Annotated in this window: 12 protein-coding genes; 6 read left to right on the top strand and 6 right to left on the bottom strand. The window is 30.2% G+C overall.

Annotated elements, in window-relative coordinates; translation table 11 throughout:
• Window positions 1–34: 34 nt before the first annotated feature.
• Window positions 35–886: a bile acid:sodium symporter family protein gene (locus tag ACTT9C_RS03510; protein WP_440923130.1), complete on the top strand. Its 852-nt coding sequence runs from the start codon at window positions 35–37 to the stop codon at window positions 884–886.
• On the opposite strand, the gene ACTT9C_RS03505 is transcribed toward ACTT9C_RS03510, so the two are convergent.
• A complete protein-coding gene (locus ACTT9C_RS03505) occupies window positions 883–3,327 on the bottom strand; it encodes a GcvT family protein (RefSeq protein WP_440923129.1) in 2,445 nt (814 codons plus the stop codon). The genes ACTT9C_RS03510 and ACTT9C_RS03505 overlap by 4 nt on opposite strands.
• A 51-nt stretch (window positions 3,328–3,378) precedes the next feature.
• Between ACTT9C_RS03505 and ACTT9C_RS03500 the strand changes: the two genes are divergently transcribed.
• On the top strand, window positions 3,379–4,380 hold the full coding sequence (locus ACTT9C_RS03500) for an NAD-dependent epimerase/dehydratase family protein (protein ID WP_440923128.1): 1,002 nt from the start codon (window positions 3,379–3,381) through the stop codon (window positions 4,378–4,380).
• Here the strand turns inward: ACTT9C_RS03500 and ald are convergent.
• Both ald and ACTT9C_RS03490 read right to left on the bottom strand, forming a co-directional pair.
• Window positions 4,377–5,489: an alanine dehydrogenase gene (ald, locus tag ACTT9C_RS03495; protein ID WP_440923127.1), complete on the bottom strand. Its 1,113-nt coding sequence runs from the start codon at window positions 5,487–5,489 to the stop codon at window positions 4,377–4,379. The two genes, ACTT9C_RS03500 and ald, sit on opposite strands and share 4 nt — an antisense overlap.
• A gap of 9 nt (window positions 5,490–5,498) precedes the next feature.
• A complete protein-coding gene (locus tag ACTT9C_RS03490; RefSeq protein WP_440923126.1) occupies window positions 5,499–6,845 on the bottom strand; it encodes an aminotransferase class III-fold pyridoxal phosphate-dependent enzyme in 1,347 nt (448 codons plus the stop codon).
• A 176-nt stretch (window positions 6,846–7,021) separates the two neighbouring features.
• On the opposite strand from ACTT9C_RS03490, the gene ACTT9C_RS03485 reads away from it, so the two are divergent.
• The 3 genes from ACTT9C_RS03485 (at window position 7,022) to ACTT9C_RS03475 (ending at window position 10,775) form a co-directional block, all read left to right on the top strand.
• Window positions 7,022–7,963: an ABC transporter substrate-binding protein gene (locus ACTT9C_RS03485; protein WP_085148479.1), complete on the top strand. Its 942-nt coding sequence runs from the start codon at window positions 7,022–7,024 to the stop codon at window positions 7,961–7,963.
• Between the two features lie 88 nt (window positions 7,964–8,051).
• Window positions 8,052–8,849 carry an ABC transporter ATP-binding protein gene (locus tag ACTT9C_RS03480; RefSeq protein WP_440923125.1) on the top strand — a complete coding sequence of 266 codons (798 nt, stop codon included), beginning with the start codon at window positions 8,052–8,054 and terminating at the stop codon, window positions 8,847–8,849.
• Window positions 8,850–10,775, top strand: a complete 1,926-nt coding sequence (locus tag ACTT9C_RS03475) for an ABC transporter permease subunit (RefSeq protein WP_440923124.1) — start codon at window positions 8,850–8,852, stop codon at window positions 10,773–10,775. It abuts the gene before it with no gap.
• Between the two features lie 3 nt (window positions 10,776–10,778).
• Here ACTT9C_RS03475 and ACTT9C_RS03470 read toward each other — a convergent pair whose 3' ends face one another.
• Window positions 10,779–11,663 (bottom strand): NAD-dependent epimerase/dehydratase family protein, encoded by an 885-nt coding sequence (locus ACTT9C_RS03470; protein WP_440923123.1) that lies wholly within the window; start codon window positions 11,661–11,663, stop codon window positions 10,779–10,781.
• A 32-nt stretch (window positions 11,664–11,695) separates the two neighbouring features.
• Window positions 11,696–12,592: a hypothetical protein gene (locus ACTT9C_RS03465; protein ID WP_440923122.1), complete on the bottom strand. Its 897-nt coding sequence runs from the start codon at window positions 12,590–12,592 to the stop codon at window positions 11,696–11,698.
• A gap of 61 nt (window positions 12,593–12,653) precedes the next feature.
• Between ACTT9C_RS03465 and ACTT9C_RS03460 the strand changes: the two genes are divergently transcribed.
• Window positions 12,654–13,667, top strand: coding sequence for an Ldh family oxidoreductase (locus ACTT9C_RS03460; RefSeq protein WP_440923121.1), 1,014 nt, complete (start codon window positions 12,654–12,656; stop codon window positions 13,665–13,667).
• Here ACTT9C_RS03460 and ACTT9C_RS03455 read toward each other — a convergent pair.
• Window positions 13,656–14,606: NAD-dependent epimerase/dehydratase family protein (locus ACTT9C_RS03455; RefSeq protein WP_440923120.1), on the bottom strand; the 951-nt coding region annotated here is incomplete at its 5' end. The genes ACTT9C_RS03460 and ACTT9C_RS03455 overlap by 12 nt on opposite strands.

Here is a 14,606-nt window from a genome sequence, read left to right as displayed (position 1 = left end):
CTAGTATATTGTTGCGGAAGTACTTAGAGGGGTCATGGGTATAGTAACATCAATTGCACCATTTGCGTTAGCATTAATTATGTTAGGGCTTGGTGCGTCATTAACAGTAAAAGATTTTACAAGAGTTTTTCAGCATCCAAAAGAATTTTTTGTTGGTTTAATTTGTCAATTAGTTGTTCTTCCAATTATAGGTTATTCATTAATAATTATTTTAAATACCCCAATAGAGTTAGCATTAGGAGTAATGTTAATTGCAGCTGCTCCTGGTGGAGTAACTTCAAATGTCCTTACTAAATTTGCAGACGGCGATGTTGCGCTATCTATATCTCTTACTGCTTTTACCAGTTTAATAAGTATTGTTTCAGTTCCTTATATTGTTTTTTTATCAATTGATTTATTTAATATTACTTACGTTGAAAAAGAAGTTTCAATGCTTGGTATATCATTGAAAATGTTTTTCGTAGTTACTGTGCCAGTAATAATTGGAATGATTATTAGAAAATTTTTCAGTGATTTTATCGAAAACAATATGAAAATTATTGAGAAAACATCTATAGGATTATTTTCAATTGTTTTTATTGCTATCTATATTCAGGAATGGGACAGCATCATAATGTTCCTCACTACAGCAGGAACTATTGCTTTAGTTCTAAATATTTCCATGATGATTATAGGTTTCTATGTTGCTAAATTTTTTGCATCAGGTGTTGCCCAACAAAAATGTATATCTCTTGAGTGTGGATTACAAAATGGGACATTGGCTGTTTTTGTAGGCACTCAATTATTTGGGCAAAATATGACATATATGGTTCCGACTGCAGCATATGCTTTGATAATGATGATGACCTCAGTTCTTTTTGTATTTTTCTTAAGAGGAAAAACTTAATTTTTTTTAAAATTTGTTTGCTTTAAAGGTTTGTTGATTATCTCTATAGGGTATTTTTTTTTCTCTACCTCTATGAACAGATCTTTGTTGTGAAGTTCATCATTTGAAATATCATTATTGATATAACCAAATGTTAAATTTTTCTTAAAATTAAAAGAATAATTGCCAGATGTTGATCTACCTATGATTTTATTTTCTAAATAAATAGGCTCATCATGAAGCAATAATGGCTCACCTGGTTTGCTATCTTTAAGAATAAACATTGCAAATCTACTTTTTATTTTTTCCTTTTTAATTTTTTCCAAAGCTTTTTTGCCAATAAATCCATCCTCCTTTTTAGAACTTATCGTGAAAGATAAACCGGCTTGATATTGATTTTCCTCTGGTGAAATATCGTGTCCCCAATGTAAAAATCCACTCTCCATCCGCATAATATCCATAGCATGCATACCACAATTTGAGAGGTTAAAATCTTTTCCTTTATTAACCAATAATTCATAAATTTTTTTAGCTTCTTTAGATTTTACATATAACTCGTAACCTAATTCTCCAACATATGACAATCTTTGAGTCCAAATTTTAATTCCATCAATCGAGATGTATTTTGCTGTACTAAATCTAAAATTATCATTTTCAAAATTATCTTTTGAAATTAGTTTCATTAAATCTCTACTTTTTGGTCCAAAGACTCCGAATACACAAAAATCATCTGTAACGTCTTGTAACTCAACATCTTTTGCAAGGTATTTTTTTATATGAAATTTGTCTCTTTCTCGTGTAGCTGCAGAGCTTATTATTCTAAAGTGATCTTTATTGATACAAACAACTGTTAAATCTGTTTCAATTCCACCATCAGAATTTAACATATGTGTATAAGTACATTTTCCAACCTGATTTTTAATATTAGCTGTGCAAATTTTCTGTAATTCCTTGTGAGCTTTATCCGATTTTATCTCAAACTTTGAAAAGGGAGTTAAATCAAACAAACCAACATTTTTTATTGTATTATTTGTTTCATATTCTGCTGATGGGTACCAATTTTGATAGTTGTAACTATATTCATATTCTGTTTTTTCTCCATCTAATGCAAACCACATTGGTCTTTCGTATCCACCAGAAACCCCAAAACACGCACCAAAACTTTTCAACTCATCATGATATGGAAGTGTTTTTATATTCCTTGAGGTTTTATGTTGTTTAAACGGCCAATGCATTCCATATAAATCTCCTAAAGACTCCGTAATTCTTTTTTTAATAAAACCTAGCTCAGAGTGAAATTTTTGAAATCTTTTGATGTCATAGCAAAAAATATCTTCATTAATATGTCCATTAATTAACCATTCAGCTGTAACTTTACCAACACCCCCTCCACTACCAATTCCAATACTATTTAAACCACAGCATACAAAAAAGTTTTTTATCTCTGGTACTTCTCCAAGCAATGTATTTGTATCTGGGGTAAAAGACTCAGGACCTGAAAAAAATTTTCTAATTCCCGCAGTTTCTAAAACTGGAAATCTTTTAATCGCAGACGCTAAATAAGGTTCAAAATGCTCAAAATTTTCTTGAAATTCTCCAAAGGAAAAATCCTCTGGAACTTTATTAATCTTATCCCATGCCGGGATTGATTGAGACTCAAAAATTCCAACTAATATTTTTCCAGCATCTTCTTTTATATAAGTTCTGTTATCAAAATCTCTTATCACTGGTAAAGTCTTAGAAAGATTTTCAATCGGCTCAGTGATAATATAAAAGTGTTCTGCTGGATAAAGAGGAATGCTTACTCCAGCTTTTTCTCCAATTTGGCGTGACCACATTCCTGATGCTAAAACTATATACTCGCAATCAATTTTTTTTCCATTTACTGTTACTCCAGAAATTTTTCCATTTTTAGTTAAGATCTCATCAACAGGAGATTTTTCAAAAATCTTTGCTCCTTCCATTCTAGCTGCTTTTGCCAACATATGAGTTACTCCAGATGGATCTGCTGCACCATCGCCGGGCATTAAAATTCCTCCTAGAACTTCATTGGTATCTATAATTGGATAATCATTTTTAATTTGATCTTTATTCAAAATTCTTACATCTACATCAAAGAGCTGTGCAGTTGTTGCTTGTCTTTGAAGTTCTTGCCATCTACCTTTATTTTCAGCAATTGAAAGTGCACCGTTTAATCTTAATCCAGCTGAATGATCAACTTTCTTTTCAAGCTCTTTGTATAAATCCAAAGTATATTTTCTTATCTTAGTTATCGCTGCTGATGGACCTAATTGACTTACGAGACCCGCAGCATGCCAGGTAGTACCTGAAGTTAACTGATCTCTCTCTAAAAGAATTGTATCTTTCCAACCAAATTTTGCCAAATGATAAGCCACAGAACAACCAACGACCCCTCCACCTATCACTACTACCTTTGTTTGATTTGGAATTTCTTTACTCATAGAATTTATGATATATCAAATATAATATATTTGATAATTAGAATTTAATAAATGAAAATTATAGTAACTGGATCGTCTGGCTTTATCGGTTTTCATGTTTCCAAGAAACTTCTTGAGAGTGGTAAAAAAGTTCATGGGGTAGACTCAATGAATAATTATTATGACGTTAATCTAAAAAAAGCTAGATTAAGTATACTTAAAAAATATAAAAATTTTTCATTTTCAAAAGCAAAAATTGAAGATAAAAAAAATTTAGACAAAGCTTTTAAAAAATTTAAACCAGTTGTTGTTATCCACTTAGCTGCACAAGCAGGTGTTAGATATAGCATTGAAAAGCCAAGAGTTTATCTAGATTCAAATATCACTGGTACTTATAATATTATTGAAATTTCAAAAAAATTAAATGTAAAGCATCTTATTATGGCTTCGAGTTCTTCAGTGTATGGTGCAAATAAAAAAATTCCATTTAAAGAAATAGACAAAACTGAAACACAAATGAGTATTTATGCTGCAACTAAAAAATCTAATGAAAGTATGGCTCACGCGTATTCTAATATATGGAAGGTTCCAATTACAATGGTTAGATTTTTTACTGTTTACGGGCCATGGGGTCGTCCAGATATGGCTTTATTCAAATTTACCAAAGGAATACTGAATAATAAAAAAATAGATATTTATAACAATGGTAAAATGTACAGAGATTTTACTTATATAGATGACATAGTAAGTGGAATAAATTTATTAATAAAAAAAGTACCTAATACAAAACAATTAGGAAAATACAAAAATGACAGTCTTTCCCCTATTGCTCCATTTAGAATATTAAATATTGGAAACACAAAAAAAGTATATTTATTAGATTTCATTAAAGAAATTGAAAAAGTATTAGGAAAAAAAGCAAAGAGAAAATACATGCCTTTACAAAAAGGTGATGTAAAGCAAACTTTATCCAATACAAATTTATTAAAAAAAATAACTAGATATAATCCGAAAACAAATTTTAAAACCGGAATTAGAAAATTTTTGGACTGGTATTTAAATTATTATAATTAAACAAGCTTAGAAGGATCTGCATAATCATAACCAAAAACTTCTGCTACTGCTTTGTAGGTAACTTGACCTTTAAAAATATTTAAACCTGCCAAAAAATTTTTATCTTCAGATAAGGCTTTTTGATACCCTTTATTAGCAAGTTTTACTAAATACGGGAGTGTAACTTTATTTAATGCAAATGTTGAGGTTCTTGGAACTCCACCTGGCATATTAGCTACACAATAATGAACGACATCATCAACTATAAAGGTCGGGTTTCCATGAGTTGTTGGTTTGCTAGTTTCAACGCATCCTCCTTGATCAATGGCCACATCGACTATAACTGATCCTCTCTTCATAGATTTTATCATTTCTTTACTGACTAACTTTGGTGCCTCTGCGCCTGGTATCAAAACTCCGCCAACTACTAAATCAGCCTCTGCTACTAATTTTCCTAAATCTATTTTATCACTTTGCTCTGGAATAATCTTATCTCCAAACATTTGAACCAATTGTTTTAATCTTTCCTTAGATTTATCAACTATATGAACTTTCGCTTTCATACCTGTAGCAATGGTTGCTGCATTTTCACCCACTACACCACCACCAAGAATTAATACATTTGCTGGCTCACCCCCTGGAGCACCACCTAATAATATTCCTCTGCCTTTTTGATTTTTTTCTAAACAGTGAGCTCCAGCTTGAACAGACATCCTTCCAGCAACTGCACTCATTGGTGCTAATAAAGGAAGTCTTCCATTATCATCGGTGACTGTTTCGTAGGCAATATTAATACTTTTTGATTTTATTAATCCCTTAGTAAGTTCTTTTGCAGCAGCTAAATGTAAATACGTATAAACTATTTGATCTTCTTTAATCATATCAACTTCAGTTTTTTGAGGTTCTTTGACTTTTACAATAATATCTGAATCATTAAAAATATCTGAGGCATTTCTTGCTATTTTTGCACCAGCTTTTATGTATTGATCATTATCAAAGCCTGCTTCAAAACCACCATTATTCTCAACTAAAACATCGTGACCTTCTGAAACTAAAACCTTTACGCTATCAGGTGTTAATCCAATCCTAGTCTCTTGAGGTTTTATTTCCTTGGGTACACCAATTTTCATTAATGAAATTTAATTTTTTTTACTTTTCGCGTAATTTGTAATTCCCGTTCGAAGCTTATCTATAATTTCATCTATGTGTTTTTTTTCACAAATAAACATTGGTGCAATAATTAAACAGTCTCCTGTAGCTTTGAAATTTACTCCTGCATCATAACAATGTTTAAAAGTTGCTAAACCTGCTTTACCAGGTCTTCCATCTGTTTTGATATCGATACCACCCATCATTCCATATCCTCTGATATTATCTACTACATCAATATCTTTTAGAGAAAATAATCCTTCTTGGAAATAGGGAGCTAATTCTTTTGCTCTATTAAAAATATCCTCTTTTTCAAAAATATCTTGCACTGCTAATGCTGCTGCAACAGATACTGGTATTCCTGAATAAGTATAACCATGGAATAATTCTATTGCACCTTTAGGAGAATTATCCATAACCGCATCATAAATTTCTTCTTTACATGCAACAACTCCAAATGGAACTATGCCGTTTGTAGTTGCTTTTGCCATTGTCATTATATCTGGTGTTACACCAAACTCTTGAGCTCCGAATGCTGAACCAGTTCTTCCCCAACCTGTAATTACTTCATCAAATATTAAAAGTATTTTATGTTTATCACATAGCTCTCTTAATCTTTGTAAATAACCAACTGGAGGAACTAATGTTCCTGTGGAACCAGCAATTGGTTCGACAATACAGGCTGCAATATTTTCTGAACCAAAATTAGTACAAATTCTCTCTAAGTCATTTGCAATTTCAGCGCCTGTTTCGGGTTGACCTGATATAAATTTATGTTCATCTAAATGAGTATGTCTCATATGAACAACTCCTGGCATTAAAACGCTGGCGTAAGCTTTAACGTTATTAATCATTCCTCCAACTGAAGTTGCTCCAATATTCATGCCATGATAAGCACGTTCTCTTCCAACAAATCTAAATCTTTGTCCCTCACCTCTTGCTTTATGATATGCAATACTAATTTTAATTGCCGTTTCCACTGCAGTAGATCCACAAATTGTGTAAAAAATCTTATTCAAATTTCCTGGAGTATGTTTTGAAATTCTAGTTGCTAATTCAAACGATCCACCAAATCCTTGTTGAAACGGTTGGCAATAATCTAAAGTTTGTAATTGATTAGTTATTGCATCAATAATTTCTTTTCTACCATGACCTAATGGATTGCAGAATAATCCTGAGCTCGCGTCGATTTGGGTTTTGCCTTGGTGATTTTTTAAGTATACACCCTTTGCTTCTACAATTAGTTTTGGATTTTCTTTAAAATCTTTGTTAGATGTAAATGGCATCCAATGTTCGTTTAAAGAATTTGGTACAGATGTTCTTTTTTCTGAGCTCATATTAAAAATTTATAAATGGTTAATTAATGAATCCTTAGACTAATTAAGTCCAATAAACCACCAAAATAATTGTCACAACTTAAAGTTGTGTAACTAGAATGAGCATTTTTTTGTTTTACATCTAGGTCAATTTAATCTTAAAATTAGAACATATAAATAAACAAGGAAGAGGAAAAATGAAAAAAATAATTAGTTTTATTCTTGGATGTTTTGTAGCTCTTAATCTTTCAATTTCAGTTGCTAATTCAGCAGCTAATGAAGTTAGAGTTGCTTACTTCTTAGAGTGGCCGAGCCCAAATCTAGAGGACATGATGAAGAAAAACTTCGCTAAAGCTTTAGGGGTTCCTGTTAAGTGGACAAACTTTACTAACGGTGGTGCAATGACTGATGCTATGTTAGCAGGAGATATTGATATATCTTACTCTCAAGGTTTAGTTCCATTCATTAATGCTGTTAAATCAAAAGCTCCTATCAAACTTGTAGATATTGCTATGGAATACGGAATGGGTGGTACAACATGTGTAACATCTAATGCTTCAGGTATAACAAAAGCTAACGCTACAGAACTTGAAGGTAAAAAAGTTGCTGTTCCACTAGGTACAATGGCTGAATACGTTTTTGATGAAAGTATGAAAGTTGTTGGTGCGGACAGAAAAAAAATGGATATCATTCAAATGGACCCTGAGGAAGGTGCTGCTGCTTTAGTAAGTGGTGATGTCGTAATGGCATGTTTATTTGGTGGTAACTCAATTAAAGCTGCAACTGCGGTTGGATCTAGATTGCTTACAGTTCAAGAAGCTAGAGATGCAGGTATCTTAGGTATTGATATTACTTCAGTAACTACTAAGTTTATGAAGGAAAATCCAGGTATGCTAAGAACTTTTATTGAAGTAACTCATGAAGCTAATGCGAGATATAGAGCTGGTAAAAGCGATATGAACTCAATGTCAAAAGCTTCTGAAATGAAAGTTGCTGATATGAAAGAAACTTTAAGTGGCTTTAAATTTCTAACACCTGAGGAAACTAAACAATCTATGGAAAGTGGAAATCTTGATGCATTCTTAAAAGGAATGGGAACACCAAGAGGAAACGTAGATACTAGTTTCTTACCTTTATAATCTAAAGGTAATTTAAATTTTAATAGGCGCCAATTGTAATAAATTGGTGCCTATTTTTTTATTAAAAATTCAAATATAAAGTCTCTTTATGAGTGATTTAATTTCACAAAATCTAAACATGATTTTTAAAACTCCTAAAGGAGAAACTGTTCACGCATTAAAAGATTTAAATTTTACTCTTAAAAAAGGAGAGCTTCTTACAGTTCTTGGGCCATCTGGTTGTGGAAAGACCACATTACTAAACATTACTGCAGGATTTATTAGACCAACTTCAGGAAGTATTACTCTAAATAATAAAGAAATAGATGGACCAGGAGTTGAGCGAGGAATGGTTTTTCAACAAGGTGCTTTATTTGAATGGCTAACAGTTGCTGAAAATGTCAACTTTGGATTAAGAATGAAAAAAGAAGATCCAGTTGAAACTCAAAAAAAAGTTGATGAATGGTTAGAGATTGTAGGTTTAAAAGGTTTTGGAAATACACCAACTTATCAATTATCTGGAGGAATGCAGCAAAGAGTTGCTCTTGCAAGATGTCTAATAAATAATCCAGATTTAATTTTAATGGATGAGCCATTGGGAGCTCTTGATGCTCTTACAAGAGAAAAAATGCAGTCTTTAGTTTTAAAAATTTGGAAAGAAACAGGCAAAACAATTATTCTGATTACTCATTCAGTTGAGGAGGCTTTGCTTCTTGGAGAAAGACTATATGTAATGGCTCCAAGGCCAGGGAGAATACATAAAGAATATAATCTACCATTCGCTTCAATGGGTTTAAAAGAAGATTTAAGAGAAATTAAAAAAAATAAAGAGTTCTCTCAAAAACGAGAAGAAATCCTTGAAATGATCTGGAACATGGAAGAGGAAATTATGGGGAAAGATAATTAAATGTTAACTCAGATAATAACTTTTCTAATATTCTTCGCTGTAATCGGCTGTATTCTTTATGGAAGAAGATTAATAAGGACTGAAAAAGTAGATGCTGTATTTGGAAATCCAGAGAGAGCACTAGGGGGTACTCACTGGGTAATTGTTGGAAGTAGTTTTTTACTTTTAATTTGGCTCTATTATTCATGGGATATTGCAAAAGGATTTTACCCAAAATCTGCCAACGAACTATGCCAAGTTGCAAAAGTTAATGACTCTCTTCTTGGATTGAAATATCAGTTTCCAATTGAAGAAAGAGAATTCAAAAGTACTTCACAAATTAAAAAAGAGAACAAAAACTTAAAAATAATCCAAAGTGAAATTCAAAATTCTGAAGAACTAAATAGTCAACAAAAAACAATACTAATTAGTTATATAAGCAAAACTAATCAACTTATCCCATTGCTTACGAATGAGGATTTATTAGAGATTGAGACTCAACAAAAAATAGATGATATCACTGGAAAAATTAATCTATTAATTGAAAATTTCCAAAAACCTGATTATCCATTCGAAACTGAGCAAGAGCTAAATGAAAGACTGAAAGCGGTAGATGAAGAAGGTGGTTGGGGTATAACTAAAGTAGATGCAGGTTCAGGTTCTATTGAAAATACATTAGAAGTGCCTTTAGTACCTGCAACGTATAGAGGTTTAAAGTTTCACACTGCTGCCCAAGAATTAAATTTAATCAGTGATGAGTTTTTTAAATTAAGAAATCATAACCCTCAATTTAAAAATAAGATTAAAGAACTTAAAGAAGAAATTAAATCTTATAGAAAAAGTTTAAGTGATAGTGAGGAAGTGGCTTCAACATACGCAAAAAATATTGTTAAGATTGCTAGAAGAATTGAATTTGCAAGCATCTACCCTCCAAATGCATTAGATAAGATGCAGACAGCTATTGTTAAATTTGATAATGCTCAAAAAAAAGAACAAGGTGGATTGAGATTAATTGATATTTTCTTATTTCCTGCGGGAACTATCGTTGCTAGCGGTCCAAGTTGTTCAGAACAGGGATCAGGTAGATGGTTACCTAAACCATCCGATACTTTCAATAAATTCATATTAATGTCAAAACCTAGTGTTGGTTACAAAGATATTCCTCTATTGTGGATACAGATGGTTGATGTGAGTAAAATGATTGGCTTCATTTTACCAGATTGGATTGCAGATATCTTGCCAGGTGAATATCCTGTTCACACTAAAGACGGAATAGTAAAACAGAATTTCAAAGGTGGAGTTTTAAAAATTGTAACAGGTGATTTTAATTTATTTAAAGTGCCTGTTCCTTATGGACATATTTGGGATTCTTTTTTAAGGGTTTTCCTTGGTTTAGTTTTTGGTATATTAATTGGTGTACCGCTTGGTCTATTTATGGGTTTAAATAGATTTGCAAAAGGTTTTTTTGATCCTTTGATTGAACTTTATAGACCTGTTCCTCCTCTTGCATGGGCTCCACTTATAATTTCAGTCTTAGGAATTGATAATACTGGAAAAGTGTTTTTACTATTTATGGTTTCTTTATCTATAATGATTATTTCTGCAAGAGCAGGTGCATCAGGAACGCAATTATCAAAAATCCATGCAGCTCACTCATTAGGAGCATCAAAAAGACAAATATTAAGACATGTTATTTTTCCAAACTCATTACCAGAGATACTTACTGGTATTAGAGTGGCAGTGGGTATGTGTTGGGGAACCTTGGTAGCCGCAGAATTTTTAGCTGGCACCACTGGTATTGGTTTTGTTGAAAATGTAGCAAAGAAATATTTTCAATATGAAGTGATATGGATAACAATCTTTATTATGGGAATGCTTGGATTATTATTCGACATTACTTTAAGAAAAATAATTGATAAAACGATACCGTGGCGAGGAAAAGGTTAATATTTATTTCCGACTCTCTCTAAAACTTCCAATATAATCAGTTAGTTTAATTTTACCAAAATATCTATAAACTTTATTTGATAGGTTCATTTTAGTTAATGCAGATGCATATCTCTCACCAGGTCTTTTATTTAAATATTTTATTTTTGATTTGAACATTTTTGCAACTTCAATTATTGAGTAACTTTGTTTGCTTGAAATACTATAATGTCTTGATAGATTTTTTTTCCAAGCTAAATAGCAAATCTCAATTGTATCATTTATATGCGTAAATCTTCTAGTTTGTGTTCCAGGTCTAACTATGGGCAAAGGCTTTTTATTTTTATAAGCTTCCTCAAAAATACCTATAACTGTTGACATTTTGCCACTAGTTATTTGTTTTGGTCCATAAACATTGTAAAAATAAATTACTTCAAACTTAAAATTAAACCACTTTTTTAAGTTTTCTAGTAGTTCCAAGTTTTTTGCTTTTGTAAAAGCATATGGTGAAAGATTTTTGTCTTTTCCTTTATTTCCTAAAGACGCAGATGTAGCTGAATAAATCAATTTAACATTATTCTTTAAACAAAAATTGAAAATAGAGTTAGTTCCAATAGTGTTAGAGTCTATACACTCATTCATGTTTATAAAACTTTGATAAATTCTTGCAAATTCACCGAAATGAAAAACAGCTTGAATACTTTTTGGATACTTAATTAACCTAAATATATCTTTTGTATTAGCCTTAACATATTTTACTCTTTTGTTCTTTAAATGATTTTTTTTATATCCAGATGAATAATTATCTATGCTTATAATTTTATATTTTGTTTTTTTTAGTAAGTATTCAATCATATTTGAACCTACAAAACCTGCACCACCTGTAACAATTATGATATTTTTTTTCATTTAAATTTATTAAACAATATCTTTATTATAATTTAATTTATATCTAACCAATTATTATATTTAAATTGATTTTCTCTAATATATTTAGGCATCTTATTAATATCTAGTTGTTTTAAAGGGAATTCTTTACCAAATTTATTTTCTCTGGAATCAGCTAAATGATCATGATCAATTACCCTTCTTTTTATAAAATCCCTAATTTTCTCTGGAGTTTTTTTTGAAGTACGATACTCATCATGATGTTCTGTATCTAATTCTTTTTTGTGAATTTCTTCTGGACTTATTATCCTAGTGAAGTGCCATCCACCATTTTGAATTATATTTATATCCATAAAACGGTCTTTTTTAAAAAATGTATCAATTCTATAAAAAGGATATTTCTTTGGTTTAATTTGTCTCAACCATTCAAAATTAATCAGATCTTTTTTTTTTATCATACGTGTCCCATACCACTTAATTCTGTCACATAATAAATTAAACTTATAATAAAATAAATCTTGTTCAAAAATTGTAATTTTATTTTTATTTTTTTTAGGATCAAACAAATCTAAATTTGGTATTTCATCATTATCACTGTACATAATATAATCATTTTCCTCTGCAATTTTATTAACAGCCTCAAATAGCTTGTTTCTTTGAAATGCTATCCGTTTCACCGAATTAGACCTCCAATTTAAATGTGACTCACTTTTTTTATCCTCATCTTCATAGACTAAATCATCTGGCTCGTTTTCTAATATAACGTATTCTATTTTGTCTCTAAATTTAGAGAATTTTTTAATATCAAAATTCAGTTTTTTTTTTCTTCCTGAATGTGAAAATTTAGCCTCACAAATAATGAATTTGTCCACATAATGATTTAACATATTGAGTCTTAAATCTATTATTAACTCCTCATCATAATATGTGGTGCAATCAAAAAGTTTCATTAATTTCTTTATATTATAAAATTAAATTATAATATAATTTAATTGATGAAACTAAAATTAAATGAATATTAAAAATAAAAATTTATCTAATTTAGTAAAAAAAATCTTCATTAAACACAAGTTAAGCTCTCAACATGCTGAAATATCTGCAAAAGCACTCATTAATGCTGAGTTGGTTGGCGCATACGGTCATGGCTTATCAAGGCTCAAAATGTATTGTGAAAGAATTAGAAAAAAAGTAATAAACCCAAAACCAAAAATAAAAATTAAAAGAATATCTCAATCTATTTCTCACATAGATGCTAACAACAGCATTGGTTTTGTTGCTGCAGATATAGCAATCAAAAAAGCAATTCAAAATGCAAAAAAAACTGGAATTGGTCTAGTAGCAGTTAAAAACAGTGGTCATTACGGTTTATCAGGATATTACGCTGAACAAGCTGTTAAGAAAAACTTAATTACTATGATATATACAAATGCTCCACCAGCTATTGCTCCTCATGGAGCTCTAAAGGGTTTATTTGGTACTAATCCAATTTGTTTTGGATCGCCCAGTGGTTCAAAAGCACCTTTTATTTTAGACACTTCCATCTCAATGATTAATAGAGGTAAAATCAGATACGCAGAAAAAAATAATGAAAAAATACCTCAAGGTGTAGCTTTAGATAAATTTGGCAAACCAACTATTGAACCAAGAAAAGCATTGGCAGGTGTTCAACTCCCAATAGCTAGTTATAGAGGATCCGGCTTTGCTTGGATGGTGGATATTTTAAGCGGAGTCCTTACGGGAAGTAATCATTCAGGAAAAGTAAAAGATCCTTTCGTTGATTTTTCGGGCCCTCAAAATGTTGGACATTTATTTTTAACTTTTAAATCAAATTTATTTCAGAAAAATTACATTAACAGAATGAAAGATAATATTAGAACAATAAAAAAACTCCCAAAATTAAAAGGAATTAAGAGAATTTTATACCCAGGAGAAAGTAAGTATTTAAGGTATAAAAAAAATTCAAAGAAAAATATTTCAATAAAAAAAAATATTCAAAGAGATATTAAAGAGCTATTAGCTAATTAAATTCGAATACCATTGATAAGTTTTTAACAATCCATCTTCTAACTTTGTTGAAATCTTATAGTTAATTGAGCCTAAAATTTTTTTATTTGAGATTTTTATAATTGAAGGTGCTCCTTTTAAAAAACTTTTATGCCTTTTTATTTTCTTTTTAGATAATTTTGCAATTATCTTTACCATTTTACCTAATGTTATCATTTTATGATTATTAATGTTAAAAATTTGATTTTGATATTTTGCTGTGCTTTTAATAATCATTTTAATTGCATCGCCAATATATAAATTCGATCTGAGTTGATTGACACCTCCATAAATATCAATTTGCTTATTTTTAATTGCTCGAATTAATAACAAATTTAGTATTCTTTCATCATTTAATTTCGCTCCAGGACCATATGTTAAGCAAACTCTATAAATTATAAAATTATTAAAATTGTTTATTATATAAGACTCACCAAACTTTTTACTATCAATATATGGCGATCTTGGATGAGAAGTTGAAGTATAACCAGTGCTATTTTCATCACATAATTTATTATTACCTGAGTAAATTTCAGTCGTGCTCATATAAATAAATTTTCCATTTTTTTTTAAATTCTCTTTCAAACTAATAATAGCAGCCGAGTTTAATTTATAAGTAGCTTCAGAATACTTTAAAAATTTTGAAGGTTGACCATAACCCGCACAATGAAAAATGAAGTCGTATTTTTTTTTTTTATCTAGTTTTTTTTTTGATAGATCTATTTTTCTAAAATATACCCGTTTGTTCTTTTTAAAATAATTCTTAACGAATTGAAAAAGAGATTTATTAAATGTTCCATCAATATATATTTGAATTTTTTTCTTTTTTATTATTGTGTTAAAAAAAAATAATAAATTAATACCTATAATTCCGGAAATTCCTGTAATCAAAATTTTTTTATTTTTAAAAAAATTTATTTC

This window comes from Candidatus Pelagibacter sp., assembly GCF_052049575.1.
Classification (GTDB): Bacteria; Pseudomonadota; Alphaproteobacteria; order Pelagibacterales; family Pelagibacteraceae; genus Pelagibacter.
This window is presented reverse-complemented; position numbering and strand designations above follow the sequence as displayed.

Coding starts and splice junctions, on each gene's coding strand:
- ald (WP_440923127.1), bottom strand. CDS start 5,489: ATGAAAATTGGTGTACCCAAGGAAATAAAACCTCAAGAGACTAGGATT.
- ACTT9C_RS03500 (WP_440923128.1), top strand. CDS start 3,379: ATGAAAATTATAGTAACTGGATCGTCTGGCTTTATCGGTTTTCATGTT.
- ACTT9C_RS03480 (WP_440923125.1), top strand. CDS start 8,052: ATGAGTGATTTAATTTCACAAAATCTAAACATGATTTTTAAAACTCCT.
- ACTT9C_RS03465 (WP_440923122.1), bottom strand. CDS start 12,592: ATGAAACTTTTTGATTGCACCACATATTATGATGAGGAGTTAATAATA.
- ACTT9C_RS03475 (WP_440923124.1), top strand. CDS start 8,850: ATGTTAACTCAGATAATAACTTTTCTAATATTCTTCGCTGTAATCGGC.
- ACTT9C_RS03470 (WP_440923123.1), bottom strand. CDS start 11,663: ATGAAAAAAAATATCATAATTGTTACAGGTGGTGCAGGTTTTGTAGGT.
- ACTT9C_RS03510 (WP_440923130.1), top strand. CDS start 35: ATGGGTATAGTAACATCAATTGCACCATTTGCGTTAGCATTAATTATG.
- ACTT9C_RS03485 (WP_085148479.1), top strand. CDS start 7,022: ATGAAAAAAATAATTAGTTTTATTCTTGGATGTTTTGTAGCTCTTAAT.
- ACTT9C_RS03505 (WP_440923129.1), bottom strand. CDS start 3,327: ATGAGTAAAGAAATTCCAAATCAAACAAAGGTAGTAGTGATAGGTGGA.
- ACTT9C_RS03460 (WP_440923121.1), top strand. CDS start 12,654: ATGAATATTAAAAATAAAAATTTATCTAATTTAGTAAAAAAAATCTTC.
- ACTT9C_RS03490 (WP_440923126.1), bottom strand. CDS start 6,845: ATGAGCTCAGAAAAAAGAACATCTGTACCAAATTCTTTAAACGAACAT.